At 75.2% G+C, this 18,860-nt stretch carries 10 protein-coding genes and 1 pseudogene; 4 read left to right on the top strand and 7 right to left on the bottom strand.

Features of this window, described 5'->3' with window-relative positions; genetic code table 11:
* Window positions 1-53: 53 nt before the first annotated feature.
* The 4 genes and pseudogenes from FRADC12_RS23885 to mraZ form a co-directional block, all read right to left on the bottom strand.
* Complete coding sequence (locus tag FRADC12_RS23885) at window positions 54-2,153, bottom strand: peptidoglycan D,D-transpeptidase FtsI family protein (RefSeq protein WP_045878303.1); 2,100 nt, start codon at window positions 2,151-2,153, stop codon at window positions 54-56.
* The gene (ftsL, locus tag FRADC12_RS28695; RefSeq protein ID WP_052711119.1) at window positions 2,150-2,977 is read right to left on the bottom strand and encodes a cell division protein FtsL; all 828 of its coding nucleotides are present in this window, start codon (window positions 2,975-2,977) and stop codon (window positions 2,150-2,152) included. The genes FRADC12_RS23885 and ftsL overlap by 4 nt, the downstream gene beginning before the upstream one ends.
* A 311-nt stretch (window positions 2,978-3,288) precedes the next feature.
* A pseudogene (rsmH, locus tag FRADC12_RS23875) lies at window positions 3,289-4,230 on the bottom strand (16S rRNA (cytosine(1402)-N(4))-methyltransferase RsmH); the annotation flags it as partial.
* Window positions 4,231-4,634: 404 nt separating this feature from the next.
* Complete coding sequence (gene mraZ, locus FRADC12_RS23870) at window positions 4,635-5,066, bottom strand: division/cell wall cluster transcriptional repressor MraZ (protein ID WP_045878302.1); 432 nt, start codon at window positions 5,064-5,066, stop codon at window positions 4,635-4,637.
* A 632-nt stretch (window positions 5,067-5,698) separates the two neighbouring features.
* Here mraZ and FRADC12_RS23865 point away from each other — a divergent pair.
* The 4 genes from FRADC12_RS23865 to FRADC12_RS23850 all read left to right on the top strand — a co-directional run bounded on the left by FRADC12_RS23865 (window position 5,699) and on the right by FRADC12_RS23850 (window position 12,299).
* On the top strand, window positions 5,699-6,733 hold the full coding sequence (locus FRADC12_RS23865) for an AAA family ATPase (RefSeq protein WP_045878301.1): 1,035 nt from the start codon (window positions 5,699-5,701) through the stop codon (window positions 6,731-6,733).
* Between the two features lie 10 nt (window positions 6,734-6,743).
* Window positions 6,744-8,084 (top strand): DUF58 domain-containing protein, encoded by a 1,341-nt coding sequence (locus FRADC12_RS23860; protein WP_045878300.1) that lies wholly within the window; start codon window positions 6,744-6,746, stop codon window positions 8,082-8,084.
* Window positions 8,081-11,581: a transglutaminase TgpA family protein gene (locus FRADC12_RS23855; protein ID WP_045878299.1), complete on the top strand. Its 3,501-nt coding sequence runs from the start codon at window positions 8,081-8,083 to the stop codon at window positions 11,579-11,581. The genes FRADC12_RS23860 and FRADC12_RS23855 overlap by 4 nt, the downstream gene beginning before the upstream one ends.
* A gap of 325 nt (window positions 11,582-11,906) precedes the next feature.
* A complete protein-coding gene (locus FRADC12_RS23850) occupies window positions 11,907-12,299 on the top strand; it encodes an SCO2097 family morphological protein (protein WP_045878298.1) in 393 nt (130 codons plus the stop codon).
* An 82-nt stretch (window positions 12,300-12,381) separates the two neighbouring features.
* Here the strand turns inward: FRADC12_RS23850 and dinB are convergent, their stop codons facing one another.
* From dinB to FRADC12_RS23830, 3 genes are all read right to left on the bottom strand, one after another.
* Entirely contained in the window at window positions 12,382-13,566 is a 1,185-nt protein-coding gene (gene dinB / locus FRADC12_RS23845; protein WP_045880136.1) for a DNA polymerase IV, read from the bottom strand.
* Between the two features lie 44 nt (window positions 13,567-13,610).
* On the bottom strand, window positions 13,611-14,480 hold the full coding sequence (locus FRADC12_RS23840) for a methyltransferase domain-containing protein (protein WP_084011144.1): 870 nt from the start codon (window positions 14,478-14,480) through the stop codon (window positions 13,611-13,613).
* 372 nt (window positions 14,481-14,852) lie between these two features.
* Window positions 14,853-18,728 (bottom strand): error-prone DNA polymerase, encoded by a 3,876-nt coding sequence (locus tag FRADC12_RS23830; RefSeq protein WP_045878296.1) that lies wholly within the window; start codon window positions 18,726-18,728, stop codon window positions 14,853-14,855.
* Between the last annotated feature and the right edge of the window lie 132 nt (window positions 18,729-18,860).

Here is an 18,860-nt window from a genome sequence, read left to right as displayed (position 1 = left end):
GGCCGGCGCCGCGCGGTCACCGCAACGGGTGGCCCGGCGCCGACGACCGCCGGTCACCCGGCCGCCGGTGGCGCGCGGGTGGTGCCCGGCTGGGCCGCCGGTGTGCTCACCGCGCCCGTTGTCGTGGCGGTCTGGCCGCCGCCGGCTGGCGTCGCCGTGGCCGGGCTGACCGGCACGTCGCCCGGGCCGAGGATGTCCGGCTGGTCGGCGACGCCGGGCTGAGCCAGCGGCAGCCGCGGCGCCGCGGCACCCGACGGCGGCACGCCCAGCGTGGCGAGGGCGAAGGTCATCACCTTCTGGAAGACCGGCGCCGCCGACGTGCCGCCGAAGTAGGAGGTCTTCGGGTTGTCCAGGACGACGGCGATGACGACCCGCGGGTGGTCGGCCGGGGCGAAACCGATGAAGGACGAGACGTAGCTCAGTCCGTCCTTGCCGTAGTAGCAGCCGCACGACGGGTCGATCCGGTACGCGGTGCCGGTCTTGCCGGCGACCCGGTAGCCCGGGACGGCGGCGGCGGGGCCGGTGCCGTTCGAGGTGGTGACCTGCTCGAGCATGTCGGACAGGGTGCTCGCGGTCCGGGCACTGACCACCCGGACGCCGGGCGCCCGCGGTGTCGGGACCATCGCGCCGGAGCTCGACCCGACCGCGTCGACCAGCCGCGGCGTCATCCGGACCCCGCCATTGGCGATGGTCGCGTAGACGGTGGCCATCTGCAGCGCCGTGGCGCTCATGCCCTGGCCGTACGAAACCGTCGCCGCCTGGGAGGCCGACCAGGTCGACGAGCTCGCGAGCTGGCCGCCGCTCTCGCCCGGGAAGTCGAGCCCGGTCGGCCGGCCGAGGCCGAAGGCACGCATCGTCGCCTCCAGGCCAGCCGAGCCGACCTTCTCCGAGATCAGCACCGCGCCGATGTTGCTGGAGTGGGCGAGCACCCCGGCGGCAGTGAGCTGCAGGGTCCCGTGGGGCTCCGCGTCTCGGATGGTGACCCCGCCACGGCGGATGTCCGCGGGCACGGTGACCGGGGTGGTGTCGGTGATCTCGCCGCGGTCCAGGGCCGCCGCCATCGTGATGATCTTGTTGACGCTGCCCGGCTCGTAGGCGTAGCCGGTGGCACGGTTGCCGAGCGCGGCCGGATTGGCCTGCCCGACGTTGTTCGGGTCGAAGTCGGGTGAGTCGGCCATCGCGAGGATGTCCCCGGTGCCCGGGTTCATGATCACGATCGTGCCGGCGTCCGCCTGGGTCTGCGCGACGCCGGCCGCGATGGCCTGCTGGGCATCCCACTGGATGTCCCGGTCGAGGGTCAGGCGCAGGTCCTTGCCCTCGACCGGGGCCTTCTCGCTGCTGGGCGCGGACGGGATCTCCCGGCCGGCCGGGTCCGTCTGCAGCCGGCGGGTGCCGTCCTGGCCGCGCAGCACGCTGTCGTAGGCCAGCTCGATGCCGCCGTTGCCCTGCAGCAGGTCCTTGGCGCCGAACCTGGTGTACCCGACGACGTTCGAGGCGACGGTCCCGTTCGGGTAGATCCGGCGGCGTTCCGGGAGGACCCCGACGCCCTTGAGCTCCAGCGCCTCGACCCGGTTGCCGACATCCGGGGCCAGCCCGCGCGCGATGTAGACGAACCGGCTGCGGTTGGCCAGCTTCTGCTCGATCGTCGCCGCCGGGAGGCCGACCAGCGGGCTGAGCTTCGCGGCGGTGGCCGGCCGGTTGTCCACCAGGGTCGGGTCCGCGTAGATGGCCCTCGCGTCGACGTCCTCGGCGAGCGTCGCGCCGTCCCGGTCGGTGATCTCACCCCGGACCGCCGGCAGGTTGACGACCTGGGTGCGCTGCCGCTCGCCCTGGCGGGCGTAGTTCGCCGCGGAGAACCCCTGGAGCTGGGTGAGCCGGGCCCCGAGCGCGAACAGCAGCAGCGTCATGACGACGACGCCGATCCGCAGCCGGCGCCGGGAGCTGGCCAGCGCCCGGCCGGTGCGCCGGCGCGGCGGCCGGCCACCGGGCCGGCGGGGCGGGCCGCCCCGCGCGACGGTTCGGGCTGGGTCCCGCCGGGCCCGGTCGCCGCGGGTCGGGCGGCCGGCCCGCGCCGAGCCCGTTCGCGAGCCCTCCGTCACCACCCGCAGCCGCGAGGGCGCGCGGCGGTCCGGTGGGAGGAGCGTCGAGCTCACCGGCCAGACGTCCCCGTGCCCGTGGCTGCCGGCGCGGCCGGCGCCCCGCTGGCCTGGCCGGCTCCGGGCTGGCTCTGGCCGGCCGCCGCCGGGACGCCGCCGGCCCCCTGGGTGGCGGGCGCCGCCGGCTGGGCCGGGGCTGGCGCGGGCACCACGTAGAAGATGACGCCCCCGGCCGCGTCCCCGCCGCCGCCGGTGACGACCCGGGCCCCTGGTGGCAGCGTCGCGCCGGGCGGCAGGTACTCGGGCAGCCCGCCCGGGACCATGCCGAACGCGGCCGCGCGGCTGGCGAGCGCGCCCGGTGCGGACAGCTGGTCGGCCCGGACGGCCAGCGCCTGTTCCTGGTCGGCCAGCGCCGCGGACCGGGCCTGCAGGCTGTGCGCGTGGAAGGCATCCTCCGACAGTGCTGTGTTCAGCAGCAGCAGGCACAGCAGCCCGCTGGCCATGAGCACCAGCAACAGGATCACGAACGGCGCGCGCGGGGCGCGCTGGGCGCGGGCAGCCTTGGCCCTCGCCCGGGCCAGGGCGGTCGGCCCCGTCAGCGGCGCCGGGCTGGCCGGCCGGGGGGCTCTGGCCGGTGGCCGGCTCGGCCGCGGCTCGGGCCGGGACGGCGGGGTGACGGGCTCGGCGGCCGGCGCGGCGGAGCGCGCGGCCGACGCACGCGCGGCGGGACGACCGGCCAGCTCGGCGGGCGCGGCGGTCCGGCGCGGCCGCGGCCGGCGAGCAGGAGCCGGCGCCGGGAGGGCCACCGGGTCCAGCTGCGGCGCCAGTGCGGTCGCGCCGGCTGACAGCGGCCGGTGCTCGTCGCTCGCGGGAGCTGTCATGATCGTCCTCCTCTGGCACGTCCTGGGTGCCCTGAGGGCCGCTGTTGGCCTGGGTGATGCGCGGCCCGGTCCTGGCCTGGGTGATGCGCGGCCCGGTCCTGGCCTGGGTGATGCGCGGCCCGGTCCTGGCCTGAGATCCCCGCGGCGGGCCGCCTTGCGGCCGAGCGCTGGCCGGACTTCCCAGGAGCCGAGTACCGGCCGGGCTTCCCGCCGCCGGCGGGCGGGCCGCCGCCACGGGCGGGGCGGGAGCCGGCGTCTCCCGCTGCCGCCTGCGGGCGCAGGGCGGCGTGGGCGGACGCGGGCGCCGCGCCCGGGCGGACCCGTTCGGCGGCGCGCAGCCGCGCCGAGGCCGCCCGCGGGTTGGCCGTCGTCTCGGCCTCGGTCGGCGGCTCGGACCCGCGGGTCAGCAGCCGGAAGGTCGGCTCGGCGTCGGCCGGCACGACCGGCATGTCCGGCGGCACGCGCGTGGTCGTCACGTCGGCGAGCGCCCTTTTCACCAGCCGGTCCTCGAGCGAGTGGTAGGCCAGCACGGCGATCCGCCCGCCGACCGCGATCCGGTCGAGCGCGGCGGGCAGCGCCCGTTCCAGCACCTCCAGCTCCGCGTTCACCTCGATGCGCAGCGCCTGGAAGGTGCGCTTCGCCGGGTTGCCACCGGTCCGCCGGGCGGCCGCCGGGATCGCGGCGCGCACCAGGTCGGCGAGCCGGGACGACGTCGTGAACGCCTCCCTGGCCCGCTCGGCGACGACCGCGGCCGCGATCCGCCGGGCGAAGGGCTCCTCGCCGTAGCGGCGCAGCACCCGGGCCAGCGTGGCCTCGTCATAGGTGTTGAGCACGTCGGCCGCGGTCCGCCCGGTGGTGGGGTCCATCCGCATGTCCAGCGGTGCGTCCCTGGAGTAGGCGAAGCCACGGTCGTCGAGGTCCAGCTGCAGCGACGAGACGCCGAGGTCGAACAGCACCGCCTGGACGGCCGGGATGCCGAGCCGGTCGAGGACGGCGGGAATCTCGTCGTAGACGGCGTGCGCGAACTCGACCCGGCCGACCGCGAAGGCGAGCCGTCCGCGGCTGGCGGCGAGCGCCTGCGGATCCCGGTCCAGGCCTACGAGCCTGAGCTCGGGCAGCGCCCGCAGCATGGCCTCGGCGTGGCCGCCGAGGCCGAGAGTGGCGTCGACCGCGACGGCACCCGGCTGGGTCAGCGCCGGGGTGAGCAGCGCGCGCACCCGGTCCAGCAGGACCGGGATGTGGCTGGCCTGCACCAGTCGCCGCCCTTCTCGACAGTCGCGTGCGGCTGGACACGTCCGCCGGACGCCGCTGGCGGCCTGCCCGGTGGCAGGCGCCCGGTGGGCCACGACCGGCCCGTCCGTGCGGCACCGGGCCGGCTGCGGCCCGCGCCCAGGTCCCGCCCCGCCGGGCCGCCGGACGCCGGGGAAGTGGCATCCGGTGGCGGGCGGGGGGAACTCGGCACGCGCGGCCCGTGGTGGGCCGGAAGGCCACCGGGGACGGTGGCCGCTGCCTGACCGTGGGCCCGTTGGCCGGCTAGGCCCGCCACGGGTCCTGGCGGCGGGCGATGGGGAGCGCTGGGGGATGCCTGGCGCGCTCCAGGTGGCATCACGATCCAGGGCCATGGGTGTCGTGCCGGCCGGACGCGTCCCGCCGGGCGCTAGATGACGCCGGGCAGCACCTCCTCGGACAGCTCCGCGAAGCTCTCCTCCTGCTCGGTCAGATAGGCCGCCCAGCGCCCGGTATCCCAGATCTCGACCCGGGTGTTCGCGCCGTTGACGATGCAGTCCCTGGTCAGCCCCGCGTACTCGCGCAGCGCCGGCGGGATCGTGATGCGGCCCTGCTTGTCGGGAACGTCATCGTTGGCCGACGAGAAGAAGACTCGGCTGTAGTCGCGCAGCGACTTCGCCGTTACCGGCGCGGTGCGCAGCGACTCGCTGATTCTGGAGAACTCGGCCATCGGAAACACGTAAAGGCAGCGTTCTTGTCCTTTGGTAATCACGAGTCCTCCTTCCAGCTCCTCGCGGAACTTCGCGGGCAGCGTGAGCCGGCCCTTGTCATCCAGGCGTGGCGAGTGGCTACCGAGAAACACCGGCGCCCCTCCTCGCCTACCAGGGCGGAGTCACGGGCCGGCCCCGTCCGGTCGGTCCGAGACCTCGAAGATCCGGACCCCGCCGAGATCCCGAGTGCGCACGGGTGCCGCAAACAGGCCACCAGCCGATCGCCGTTCCCCCACTGCGCGCCACTGTACCCCACTGCCCCCCACCTAGCACCCCCACGACACCCCGACGAGCCACCCCCCTCCCCACCGCGTTTCCGGGCGGCGGGCCCTTTCCCGAGGGCCCGCGCGAACAGGGGCTCGGCCGGCCAGTCCTGGCCTGGCCGAGGACAGCCAACGACCGCTCAGCCCCTGGCCACGCCCTCGCTCCCGCCGTGGCTCGCACCGCTTCCCGGTAGGCCGCCAGGTCTCCACGGAGGCAGCAGCAGCCCGGGTTTACGGCACACGGCGGCATTACCAGCACGTCTAATAGGTGGGCGGCGCGGACCACCATCGGCCACGCCAGGCACTACGGCGCACCACGCGACCCCGATACGGCGCGGAAATCCCGCGTCCTGGTGGGCTTCCTCGCCCTGGGACAACGAGATCGGCTGGTGAGATGTCACACTCGGGCGAGGACAGCTCCCATCGGGGGCCGCATCCGCTGATCCCGGAGGGGGGCCCACGTGGCGACGGAGCCCGGAATACTGCACTGGCGTGACCCCGCCGGCGATGTCGGCCAGCTGACCGATGTCGCCGATCGAATCCTGCGATCCGTGGGAGCCGTCATCGACGGCAAGCCGGAGGCGATCAGGACCGCGCTGGCCGTGCTGCTGACCGAGGGCCACCTGCTCATCGAGGACGTGCCCGGTGTCGGCAAGACGATGCTGGCGAAGGCGCTGGCCCGGTCGATCGACGCCCGGGTGCGCCGTATCCAGTTCACCCCTGATCTGCTGCCCGGTGACGTCACCGGCGTGAGCGTCTACAACCAGGGCACCCGCGACTTCGAGTTCCGGCCAGGCCCGGTCTTCGCGAACATCGTCGTCGGCGACGAGATCAACCGCGCCGAGCCGAAGGCGCAGTCCGCCCTGCTGGAGTGCATGGAGGAGCACCAGGTCACCGTCGACGGCATCACCTACCGGCTGGAGTCGCCGTTCATGGTGATCGCGACCCAGAACCCGGTGGAGATGGAGGGCACCCGCCCGCTCCCCGAGGCGCAGCGCGACCGGTTCACCGCTCGCATCTCGATGGGATACCCGTCGCCGGCGGCCGAGTTCGCGATGCTCGAGAGCCACGGCACCGCCGACCCGCTGGACGACGTCGTCCCGGTCACGTCCGCCTCCGAGATCGTGAAGATGATCTCGCTCGTCCGGACGGTGCACGTCTCCGACGAGGTCCGGCAGTACATCGTCGAACTGGTCGGCGCCACCCGCCGCCACCCCGAGGTCTCGCTGGGCGCGTCACCCCGGGCGGCGCTGCACCTGATCCGCACCGCTCGCGCCGCGGCGGCCCTCGACCGGCGCAACTTCGTGCTGCCGGACGACGTGCAGGCGCTGCTGGTACCCGTGATCGCCCACCGGCTGCTGCTGCAGCCCGAGGTGGCACTGTCCGGCGAGCCGGTCATCGACATCACCGCCCGGCTGCTGACCGACATCATCGCCCGCACCCCGATTCCCCGACCCGGCTCGGCCCCCCGGCCACAGCAGCGTCGCGGCCGCTGACGGCCCAGCGGTGCGCGACCTCGCCGCCGCCCTGCGCGGCCTGACCACCCGGGGACGGTCCTTCCTGGCCGCCGGCGGCGCCTGTGCCGTCTCGGCCATCGTGCTGGGCGAGCAGGACCTGCTCCGGGTGGCGCTGCTGCTGATGCTGCTGCCAGTGTCCGCCGCGCTGTTCGTCTCCAGGACCCGCTACCGGCTGGCCTGCACCCGCCGGATCGAGCCGCCCCGGGTCACCGCGGGCCAGGCCGCCCAGGTGCGGGTCCGGCTGGACAACATGTCGCGGCTGCCGTCGTCGGTGCTGCTCGTGGAGGACAACCTGCCGGACGGTCTCGCCGCGCCGGCCCGGTTCGTGGTGGACCGGATCGAGCCGGGCGGGACCCGCGACCTGTCCTACGAGATCCGCGCCGGGCTGCGCGGGCGCTACCAGCTCGGCCCGATGTCGATCCGGCTCGCCGACCCGTTCGGCTTCTGCGAGCTGACCCGGGCCTTCCGCAGCCGCGACGACCTGGTGGTGACGCCGGCGATCGAACAGCTGCCAGGTGCCCGGTCGCTGCCGCAGGCCGCCGCGTCGGTACTGCGCCGGTCGGCGCTGAAGGGCGACGACGAGGCGACGACGCGGCCCTACCGGTCCGGCGACGACCTGCGCCGGGTGCACTGGCGGACCACCGCGAAGACCGGCGAGCTGATGGTGCGCAGGGAGGACACCCCGCGCCTCGGTGGCGCGACCCTGCTGCTCGACGACCATCTCGGCTCCTGGGGCCACCACGTGGGGCCGGCGTCGCCGTTCGAGTGGGCGGTCAGCGCCGTCGGCTCGATCGGCACGCACCTGGCCCGCAGCGGTTACGGGGTCCGCCTCGTCACCCACCGCGGGCTCGCGGCCGCGGTCCCGGCCCGCAACCCAGGGCCGCTGCTGGACGAGCTCGCCGTCATCACCCAGGTGACGGAGGCAGACCCGCGCCCGGCGTACGCCGCCGTGGCCGGTGGCGACGGCGGCATGCTCGTCATGGTCCTCGGCCGGACCTCGCCGGAGGTGGCGCGCCGGCTCGGCGCGATGCGCCCGCGCAACGCGCCCGCCATCGCGGTGCTCGTCGACCTGGGCCGCTGGGGCGCCGAGCCCAGGGCCAGCGCCGACCTGGCCGGCTGCGAGCTGGCCCTCTCCCGGGCCGGCTGGCGGGTCCTGATCTCGGGGCTCGGCAGCCGGATCGCCGACGACTGGCCCCGGCTGTCCGGCCCGGCCGCCCGGTTCGCCCGCGTGCCCGCGCCTGGTGCCGTGGCCTCCTCCCCCACCGGGCACCCCGACGCCGCGCCGCCGTTGGGCGCCGCCGAGGCACCCGGTCTGGGGCTGCCCCGATGACCCGGCCGGTGACCGTCCGCGGGCCCGCGCCGGGCCGATCCGCGGGCCGGCGGGCCGCCCCGGTGGCCCGGCGCGGCGCGTCCCGCGGCCAGGCCGTCCCGACGCTGGTCGGAGCACTCGCGTCGTTGCTGTGCGCGAGCTCGCTGCGCCCGCTGTTCGACGGGTTCTTCTGGTGGTTCGGGCCGGTGTTGCTCGCGGTGCTCGCGGTCGTCGGGCTCGCGGCGCTCGGCCGCGCCCTGGGTCTCGGCCCGTCGGCCACCGTCGTGCTCAGCCTGGCCGGCCTGCTGCTGACGTTGACCGTGCTGTGCGCCCGGTCCGAGGCCTGGCTCGGCTTCGTGCCGACGCGTGCCAGCTTCACCCACCTGTTGGACCTGATGTCCAGCGGCCGCGCGGACATGTCCCGGCTGGCCGCGCCGGTGCCGAGCCGGCCCGGGCTGGTCGTGCTGACGGTGCTCGGCGCCGCGTTCGTCGCGCTGGTCGTCGACCTGCTGGTGGCCGCCGGCCGCCCGACCCTCGCCGGCCTGCCGCTGCTAGGCCTGTTCGCGGTCCCGGCGGCGGTGCTGCCGCACGGCGTCGGCGCCGGGCCGTTCACGCTCGGCGTGCTCGGTTTCCTCGCCCTGCTGCTGTTGGACGGCCGGACGGTCGTGGACCGCTGGGGCCGGCTGGTGACGACCCGCGGTGAGGGCAGGACTCAGCTGTGGCTAGGCGGTCTCGCGGGCCGGGTCGCCCTCGGCGCGCTGGTGCTCGCGGTGCTGGCACCGCTGGCGCTTCCCTCGCTGGACAGCCACGGGCTGATGCACCGCAACAACGGGCCCACCGGCAACACAGGCCCGATCGGCACCAGGACCACGGTGCAGTGGCCGATGGTGACGCTGCAGGACCGGCTGCACGTCAACCAGCAGCAGCCGCTGCTGACGGTTCGGTCCAGTGGGGGGACCGGATCGGTCCAGCTGCGGACGGTGGCGCTCGAGGACTACGACGCCGTCCGGCAGTCGTTCAACCTGCGGGAGCTGAGCGGCAACCCCAAGGCCCCGGTGTCCAGCCGTGGGCTGCCCGGCCCGCCGGACGGTGTGGACACACGCTCGGTGACCGCGACCATCTCGATCGAACCGGGCTACAGCGAGGACTTCCTGCCGGCCCCGTGGATCCCGGCCTCGGTGCGTGGCCTGAGCTCGGACTGGCTGCTCGACAAGGCCAGCCAGACGATCTTCAACCCGAAGGGCTCGGCCGCGGGCTCCACCTACACCGTCTCGGCGGCCGAGCCGGTGCCGAGCCGCCAGGAGCAGACGGCCAAGGGCCCGGTGCCGGCCGACATCGACTACGACACGAAGCTGCCCGCGAGCCTCGACCCGCAGGTCCGGCAGCTGGCGCTGTCGATCACCAGCGGCAGGACGAGCGACTTCGACAAGGTCCGCGCGATCCAGGACTACTTCCGCGGCGGGTCCTTCCACTACGACCTCAACGGCGCGCCGACCGGCCAGGACGCGCTCCACCAGTTCCTGTTCGTCACCAAGACCGGGTACTGCGAGCAGTTCGCCTCCGCGATGACGCTGCTCGTGCGCGCGCTCGGGATTCCCGCGCGGGTGGCCGTCGGCTTCATCGGCGGCGAGCGCCAGTCCGACGGCAGCGTCCTGATCCGCGGCGGGGACGCACACGCGTGGCCGGAGGTCTGGCTGCCCGGCACCGGATGGCTCGCGTTCGAGCCGACGCCGCGTACCGACGGCGTGACCGTCCCGTCCTACGCCGGCGGTGACGACCAGCCGGTCACGCCGCCGGCCGACGCGGGCAGCCAGACCCAGCAGCCGACGCCCGACGCGACCGGGAGCCAGCCGGCCAGCACCGACCCGGGTGGGTCCCAGACGGACCAGGGCAGCTCCGCGCAGTCCTCCGGGCACTCGCTGGGCGACCTCGCCCAGGCGTTGCAGGGTGGCGATCTGTCCCAACCACGACTGAGCGTGCGCACGTCGGACCCCGAGGCGTTCCGGAACGTCTTCCTGCGCGAGACGGCGTTGGACGACTTCAACGGCACGAACGGCTTCACCGAGCAGGCGCTGCCCGCGTCCGGCGACCGCCCGCTGGACCACGGCCTGCCCGGCCCACCCGCCGGCGTCGCGACCACGAAGCTGACCGCCACGGTCTCCGTGCACCCCGGCTTCCACGAGTCCGAGCTGCCGGTACCCGCGGTGGCGACGTCGGTGAACGGCCTCGCGGGCTCCTGGCAGGTCCACCAGTCGACCGGCACCATCTACGCGGGTCCGGGAACAACGGCTGCCGGCGCGGTCTACACGGTGCAGGCGCAGGTCCCGAACCCCACCCCGGCCCAGCTCGCCAAGGCCGGGCCGGCCCCTGCCGCGCTGCGGGCCGACCTGGCTCTGCCGGCCGACCTCGACCCGCGCCTCCGCCAACAGGCCGAGACGGTCACCGCGCAGGCGACCACGACGTACGCGAAGGCCGAAGCGCTGCTGCGCTACCTCACCGCCGCGCCGTTCAGCTATGACGTGAACGCCCCGGTGGGCACGGTCAGCGACCTGCTGTTCAGCACCCACACCGGCTTCTGCAACCACTACGCGACGGCGATGGCTGTCCTGGCCAGAACGCTGAAGATCCCGGCCCGCGTCGCGGAGGGCTACGCCTACACCCCCGATGTTCCGCAGCCGGACGGGTCGTTGCTGTACAAGACGGGCAACTGGCACGCGTGGACCGAGGTCTGGCTGCCCGGCGCCGGCTGGGTGTCCTTCAACCCGACCCCGGTGGGCAACCTCAACCTCGGCACGAACACCTGGAAGCCGGACCCCGGGCAGAAGCAGCTCGAGACCGGCGACCAGACCGGTGCGGCGGGATCGGCCGGGTTTGGTCACGGCGTGCTCCGCGTCCTGCCATGGGTGCTGATCGGGCTGGCCGGGCTGGCCCTGCTCGCGACGCCGGCGATCGCCCGGGTCGTCCTGCGCCGCCGCCGGCTGGGCGGCGACCCGCCACGCCGAGGGGCCGGTCCCACGGCGTCGCCGGCCGCCAGCGCCGCGGAGGCCAGCGCGCGGGTGCGGGCCGGCTGGACGGAGCTTCTCGACGTGGCGACGGACCTCGGCATCCCGCTGCGGCTCAGCGACTCGCCCCGGATGGTGACCGCCAGGCTGGACCGCTACCTGTCGGCCGGACCGGAGGCGAACGAGGACCGGGTCGTGGCAGCGCGAGCGGCGCTCACCCGGCTGGCGTGGGCCGAAGAACGGGTCCGTTACGCCCCGCCCGGCACCTCGGTCGGGGAGGCCGCGGACACCGTGGCGGCGGACGTGACGACCGCCGTCGGCGCGCTGCTGTCCGTCGCCCCGCGCAGCCGCCGGCTTGTCGCCCAGATGGCGCCACCGTCCATGCTGCGCCGGGCGACCCGGTCCGGGGCGTACGGCGCGGCCGAGCGGGCCTGGCGACGCCGGCCGGTCCGGTCCGCTCCCCCGGCGCAGGCCGAACCCGAGCCAGGGCCGAGTGAGCCCGTGGCGCAGGCGTAGACAGTCCGGCCGCTCCGTCCATGGGCGATCGCGTCACGCCGACTGGAGACGACCGCCCGCGCCCGCCCGAATGGCACCGATGTGCCCGGGTCGGGCGCGGGCCCGGGCTGAAGCCCGCACCGCCGGACCATTGCCAGTGCGTGACAATGGACCCGCGGGTAGGTGCCTCAGGTAAAGGGCTGGTACCGAGGATGGCCGTTGTCCCCCACGCCCGCGCGCCGATGCCTATCGTTGGTTAGGTTCGTCCTACCGGGTCGACGTGGCAGGCTTGATGTGCCGCGACCTGGTCGGGTTGAGGGACCGGGGTCGAGGGAGGAGTGCGTAGATGCCGCTCTCGGAGAACGAGCAGCGCATGCTCGAGCAGATCGAGCGCGCTCTCGTCGAGGACGACCCCAAGTTCGCGAGCACGGTCCGATCCACGAACCCGCGCACCTACCTGGTTCGGCGAATCCGCCGCAACGCGGTGCTTTTCGTCCTCGGCCTCGCCGTGCTCGTGGTGGGCGTCGTCCTCAGCCAGTTGCCCACGCTGACCGTCATCCTGGGCATCCTCGGCTTCGCGATCATGCTGACCGCCGCGTTGCGCGGCGCGGCCGACCTGCGCCGGATGAGCGGGCGCAACGCCGACCCCCGCCGTGGCGGGTCCGCCGCGCGCCGACGCACCCGCGCCACCTTCATGGAGCGGGTCGAGGAGCGCTGGCGCCGTCGCTGGGAAGGCTGACCGAACCCGTCATCCAGGCCGACCACCGCGGGCGAGCCCGCGTCGACGCTCTTCTGCCAGGGCCGGTCGGCGGCGGCTTGCCTCAGGTCGGTCCCGGTCGCCTGGGCTGACGCGGCAGCAGGCTGGCGGGACCGATCGAGCCGACACCGAAACGACGGCCCGCCGCGTCGGTGGCCCGGTCGAGCTGGGACCAGCCGACCGGCCGCTCGTCGAACGCGAGCTGATGGCCCGCACCGCCCGCGTCCGCCAGGTTCGCCGCGCGGACTCCGACCAGCCGGACGGCCTTGCCAGCCAGGCCCGCCTCGTGGAACAGCTCGAGCGCGCCTCGGTAGATCTCCTGGCTGACGTCGGTCGGCTCCCGCAGCGTGCGCGCCCGGGTGAGCGTGGTGAAGTCGGCCAGCCGGATCTTGACGCCGACGGTCCGCGCCACCCGGCCGCGGTCACGCAGGCGCCGCGCCACCTGGCCGGACAGGCGCAGCAGCTCCCGGGCCAGCGCGCTCTCGTCGGCGCTGTCGACCGGGAGGGTGTGCTCGGCGCTGATGCTGACCTCGGTCGACCCCGGGTCCACACCGCGCTCGTCGCGGCCGTGCGCGAGGGCGTTCAGGTGCGCGCCGGCAGCCTGGCCGAGCGCCCGTTGCAGCGTGGGAAGCGGGCAGTCTGCGATGTCGCCGATGGTGCGCAGCCCGAGCCGGTCGAGCGCCGCCTCGGTGGCCCGCCCGACGCCCCACAGGGCCGACGTCGGCAGCGGGTGCAGGAAGGTGAGCACCGCGTCCGCCGGGACCACCAGCAGGCCGTCCGGTTTGGACCGGGTTGAGGCGATCTTGGCGACGAACATCGTCGGGGCTACTCCGACCGAGCAGGTCAGGCCCTCCTCGGCGAGTACCCGGGCACGGATCAGCCGAGCTACCTCGACGGGTGTGCCGAACAGCCGCCTGGACCCGGCCACGTCCAGGAAGGCCTCGTCCACCGAGAGCGGGGCTACCAGCGGGGTGACCTCCCGCAGGATCGCCATCACCCGGTTCGAGACCTCCTGGTAACGGTGCCGCTCAGGTGGCAGCACCACTGCCGGTGGGCACAGCCGGCGCGCGCGGGCGAGCGGCATCGCGCTGTGTACGCCGAAGGCGCGTGCCTCATAGGTCGCGGACAGCACGACGCCGCGCGTCCCACCGCCGATGATCACGGGCCGGCCGCGCAGCTCCGGGCGTTCCAGCAGGGTCACCGAGGCGAAGAACGCGTCCATGTCGACGTGCAGGATCGGGCCGCTCATCGACCTGTCGACGCCCGTCCCGGCCGGGCCGGCCGAGGCGCCGGTCACGGTGCGGCCGGCGGGCGGCGGGCGAGGACGTGCAGCTGCGCGGCGAGGTCCCGGTAGGGCGGACGGGTGGCGACGGCGGCCTCCAGCTCGGCGAGCCGCTCGGCCCAGCCGGCCGCGGGCTCCCGCTCGTCCCCGCCACCGGCCGGCGGCGTCGCGAGATCGGTGAGAACCCGGACACCGTGCACGGCGACGACCTCGGCGCCCGCCGCCCGGACGAGACCGACGATCTCGTCGGTGTCGAAGCGATGGGTCTCGCCGGCCAGGCGCGCGACGTGCGCCGGCGGGTACGAGCCAGCCAGTGCCTGGGCTGCCTCGTCGAACCGGCCGGCGAGCGCGCGAGCCAGCACGGTGCCGGCCCGGCCCGGGACGAGCAGGCTCAGCCAGCCGCCGGGCCGCAGCACCCGCAGCGCCGCGGCGAGGGCCCGTTCCGGGTCGTCGACCCGGTCGAGCACCGCGTGGCACAGCAGCAGGTCGGCGCCGCCGGCCGTGACGAGGCCGGGGCCGACCACGGCACCCAGCTCGGTCAGGTCACCCTGGCGGCCGGTGACGCGCGCCGCCACCCCGGCGTCGGCGGCGCGGCGGGCCAGCGCGGCCAGCGAGTCCTGGCTCGGGTCGACGACCATGACCCGGTGCCCCCGCTCGGCGAGTGGCACGGCGAACCCGCCGCTGCCACCGCCGGCGTCGACCACGGTCAGCCTGGTCCCGGCCGGGCCGGCCGCGAGCACATCCGTGAGCGCCCGCCACACGGCGGCGTGCCGCGGGTCGGCCCGCTCCGCCGCCCGGTACTCGTCCCCGGGCCGGGCCGACGGGCTCGCCAAGCCGTCCGCCGACGGGCCCGTCGACGGCGCCGCGGCCGGGATCGTCATCGGGCCGGCAGCGAGAACCCGATGACCACGCCGACGACGAGGCCTCCCACCGACACGCCGGCGACCGTCACCATCCATCGAGACATCGGCTATCCCTACGTTCGGTAACCAAGGTGATCGTGAAGATAACCGATGGTAGTCGAATGAGGGTGGTCCGGCGACGGTGGGCCGCCGACGACCGAAGGAGGCCGGCTCTCGGCCCACTGGCGCCTGAGGGTGGTCCGGCGACGGTGGGCCGCCGACGACCGAAGGAGGCCGGCTCTCGGCCCACTGGCGCCCGGGCCGCCGACGGGCCGGACGGCCCAGACCCCGCCTGCGAGCCGGCTTCCGGCACCGGAGCCACGCGCCACGCGGGCACCCCGGTACGCGGCCTCACCGGAAGTCCCGAGAGCGGCGGGCCACGGCGAGCGGGAGGCGCTCGAGCCGTTCGGCGATCACGTTCACCACGCCGTCGGCCTTCTCCAGCCGACCACGGATGATCAGCGCGGGCGCGGAGGTGGCGACCACGCGGTGGCGTACCCAGACCCCACGGGAGCAGATCACGTTCACCAGGCCAGTCTCGTCCTCCAGGTTGAGGAAGGTGGTCCCACCGGCGGTCGCCGGGCGCTGCCGGTGGGTGACGACGCCGGCGACGACCACCCGCCGGTCGCCCGGCAGCTCCGCCAGCCGGGTGGCGACCACCACGCCGAGCGCGTCCAGCCGGTCACGGACGAACTCGGTCGGGTAGCGGCTCGGGGTGATCCCGGTCGCCCACAGGTCGGCGACGATCTCCTCAGCACCGGACATGCCGGGCAGGTGCGCCGCGACCGCCGACGGGTCCCCGCCCAGCGTCGTCCCCTCCAGCCGGTCTGGTCTCGCCTGGGCAGCGGCGCCGGCCGCCCACAACGCCTCCCGGCGGGCCAGGCCGAAACAGCCGAACGCCCCCGCGGTGGCCAGCGCCTCCAGCTGGGCCGCGGTCAGGCCGGTCCGGCGCACCAGGTCCGCCATGTCCCGGTACGGGCCGCCAGCGCCGCGCGCGGCCACGATCCGCTCCGCGTTCGCCGCGCCGATCAGGCGGACCCCCGCCAGGCCCAGCCGGACGGCCGGATGCCGTGGACCCGCCAGACCGCCGGCCGCCCCGCCCAGCTCCGCCGGCCCGGCCGCGGCCCCGGCGCCGATCCGGGCGGGAGCCGGGGCGTCCCCGACCTGCTCCCCGTCCCACACCGGCTCGGCCAGCCCGGCGGGCCGCCCCCCGTCCGCCAGGATCGCGCCGGCGCCGGAGGCGTTCAGGTCGGGGCCATGCACGGTGACGCCGTGCCGGCGGGCGTCGGCGACCAGGCTCTGCGGGGAGTAGAAGCCCATAGGCTGGGCGTTGACCAGCGCCGCGCAGAACGCCGCCGGATAGTACAGCTTGATCCAGGCGCTGGCGTAGACGAGGAACGCGAAGCTGACCGAGTGGCTCTCCGGGAAGCCGAAGTTCGCGAACGCGGCGAGCTTCGTGTACAGCTCGTCGGCCGCCACGCCGGTGATCCCGTTGGTGGCCATGCCCTGGTAGAACCGCTCGCGCAGCCGGTCGATCCGTTCGGTCGCCCGCTTGGCGCCCATCGCGCGGCGCAGCTGGTCCGCCTCGGCCGCGGTGAACCCGGCGACGTCGATCGCCATCTGCATGAGCTGCTCCTGGAAGAGCGGTATGCCAAGGGTCTTCTTCAGCGAGCGCTCCAGCAGCGGATGCGGGTAGGCGACCTCCTCGAGGTCGTTGCGGCGCCGGATGTACGGATGTACCGAGCCGCCCTGGATCGGGCCGGGCCGGATCAACGCCACCTCGACGACCAGGTCGTAGAACCGGCGTGGCTTCAGCCGGGGCAGGGTCGCCATCTGGGCCCGGCTCTCCACCTGGAAGACGCCGATCGAGTCCGCGGCACAGAGCATGTCGTAGACGGCCGGGTCCTCCGGTGGGATCTCCCCCAGGTCCAGGTGACGGCCGTGATGGTCCCGGATCAGGGCGAACGCGAGGTGCAGGGCGCCCAGCATCCCGAGGCCGAGCAGGTCGAACTTGACCAGCCCGGCGACGGCGCAGTCGTCCTTGTCCCACTGGATGACGGTCCGGCCCGGCATCCGGGCCCACTCCACCGGCACCACCTCGGCCACCGGCCGGTCGCAGATCACCATCCCGCCCGAGTGGATGCCCAGATGGCGCGGGAACCCGAGCAGCTGCCCGGCGAGCCCGACCACCTCGGCGGGGACTGCTGTGTTTTCTTGGTTCGCTCCGTCCGGGCGCGGCCTTGCGGCACCGGCCTCGCCTGGCGGCTCGGCCGGTACCCCCGGGCCGCGTCCTCCGGAGCGAACGGTGCGCTCCGGCGACAGCCCCTGCGGCCCTCGGACTTCGCTCCGCTCGTCCAAGGGCCTCCGGGGCTGCGCGCCTCCGCGCCGTGGGGGCACGTTCCGGCCACCCGCGACCGCTGGTGCGGGGGCGGATGACGCCGGGATGCCGGGCGGGGCGGTGGCGGATGACGCCGGGTTGGGCGGGGCGGTGGCGGGTAGCGGGGACCAGCGGTCGAGGCTGGAGGACCAGGCGTCCTGCTGGCCGGGGGAGAAACCGAGCGCGCGGGCGACGTCGCGCACCGCCGAGCGGGACCGGTAGCTGATGACGTTGGCCACCTGGGCGGCGCGGTCCCGGCCGTAGCGGCCGTAGACGTACTGGATGACCTCCTCACGGCGGCCGGACTCGATGTCCAGGTCGATGTCGGGTGGCCCGTCCCGCTCCGGGGCGAGGAACCGCTCGAACAGCAGGCCGAAGGAGACCGCGTCGACGCCGGTGATGCCCAGCGCGTAGCAGACCGCCGAGTTCGCCGCCGAGCCGCGGCCCTGGCAGAGGACGTCCTCCCGGCGGCAGAACTCGACGATGTCGTGGACGATCAGGAAGTAGCCGGGGAAGCCGAGGGACTCGATCAGGGTGAGCTCGTGGGCGAGCTGGTCGTAGGCCCCGCCGACCCGTTCCCGTTCCGGCGGCCCGTACCGGCGGGCCGCGCCCTGCATGGTCAGCAGCCGCAGCCAGCTGGCCTCGGTGTGCCCGGGTGGCACCGGGAAGTCCGGCAGCTTCGGGGCGACGAGCCGCAGGTCGAAGGCGTGTGTGACCCCGATCCGCGCCGCTGCCGCCACCGCGCCCGGATACCGGGCGAACCGATCGGTCATCTCGACGCCGGAACGCAGGTGCGCGGCGCCGGCCGGCGGCAGGTGGCCGTCCATCTCGTCGAGCGACCGGCGGGCCCGGATCGAGGCCATCACCGCGGCGAGCCGGCCGGCCGACGGCGTCGCATAGTGGACATTGTTCGTGGCGACACAGGTCAGCCCGGCCTCCTGGGCGAGGCCGTACAAAGCGTCGTTGCGGTCCGAGTCGAGCGGGTGCGCGTGGTCCCACAGCTCGATGGCGACGTTGTCCCGGCCGAACCGGCCGACCAGCCCGTCGAGGGCGACACGGGCGGCGTCGAGGCCGCCGGCGGCCAGCGCGGCGGGCACCAGCCCCTTGCGGCAGCCGGTGAGGATCTGCCAGTGCCCGTCGCCGGCCGCGGCGGCAAGCACGTCCAGGCTGGTCAGCGGGCGGCCTTTCTCCCCGCCGGCCAGGTGCGCGTCGGACACCGCCCGGGACAGCCGGCGGTACCCCGCCGGAGTCCGGGCCAGCACGAGCAGGTGGTCGCCGGCCGGGTCGGGCACCCCCGGGCGCGCGGCCGGCACAGCACCGTCCGGCCCCGGCCGACGCTGGCCCAGGCCTGGCCCCGAGCGGGACTGGCCCTGTCCTGGACCCAGGTGATGCTGGCCCGATCCTGGACCCAGGTGATGCCGACTCGTGCCTGGCCTCGGCGCGGGCTGGCCCGGACCCGCGGAGGACAGGGAGACCTCCACCCCGTAGAGCGTCGGCAGGCCTACCTCACCGGCGGCCTCCGCGAACCGGACCACCCCGTACATGCCGTCATGGTCGGTGAGCGCCAGCGCCGACAGCCCGAGCCGGGCGGCCTCCTCGACCAGCTCCTCCGGCTGGCTGGCCCCGTCGAGGAAGCTGAACGCCGAGTGGCAGTGCAGCTCGGCGTAGGGTGCCGCCGCCGGACCCGGCCCAGCCGCCGCGCCGGCTCGGCCCGCTCCCTGAACGCGGGCCGCGGTCGCGGCGGCGACCAGCTCGGGCGCCGGCTGGTAGGGCTCCCGGTGCCGCGACCACGCGGGCGCGTCCCCGCCGTCCCCTTCCAGCCCGCCCGGCTGGGGTGGGCGCCCGGACATCCGCCGCTCCAGCTCCGCCCACGAAACCGCCGGATTCCACCAGCTCACCGCGCTATCCCCCAGACGCCGGGCCGCCCCGGCAGGCATCGCCGCGCGCTGGCACGGCGTACTTGGTCACCACTCCCGGGCCGG

Origin of the sequence: Pseudofrankia sp. DC12 (genome assembly GCF_000966285.1) — a bacterium.
Lineage (GTDB): Bacteria > Actinomycetota > Actinomycetes > Frankiales > Frankiaceae > Pseudofrankia.
This window is presented reverse-complemented; position numbering and strand designations above follow the sequence as displayed.

Excerpts from the sequence above, each read along its gene's own strand:
- ftsL (WP_052711119.1), bottom strand. The coding sequence starts at position 2,977 with ATGACAGCTCCCGCGAGCGACGAGCACCGGCCGCTGTCAGCCGGCGCG.
- FRADC12_RS23855 (WP_045878299.1), top strand. The coding sequence starts at position 8,081 with ATGACCCGGCCGGTGACCGTCCGCGGGCCCGCGCCGGGCCGATCCGCG.
- FRADC12_RS23850 (WP_045878298.1), top strand. The coding sequence starts at position 11,907 with ATGCCGCTCTCGGAGAACGAGCAGCGCATGCTCGAGCAGATCGAGCGC.
- dinB (WP_045880136.1), bottom strand. The coding sequence starts at position 13,566 with ATGAGCGGCCCGATCCTGCACGTCGACATGGACGCGTTCTTCGCCTCG.
- FRADC12_RS23840 (WP_084011144.1), bottom strand. The coding sequence starts at position 14,480 with ATGACGATCCCGGCCGCGGCGCCGTCGACGGGCCCGTCGGCGGACGGC.
- FRADC12_RS23830 (WP_045878296.1), bottom strand. The coding sequence starts at position 18,728 with ATGTCCGGGCGCCCACCCCAGCCGGGCGGGCTGGAAGGGGACGGCGGG.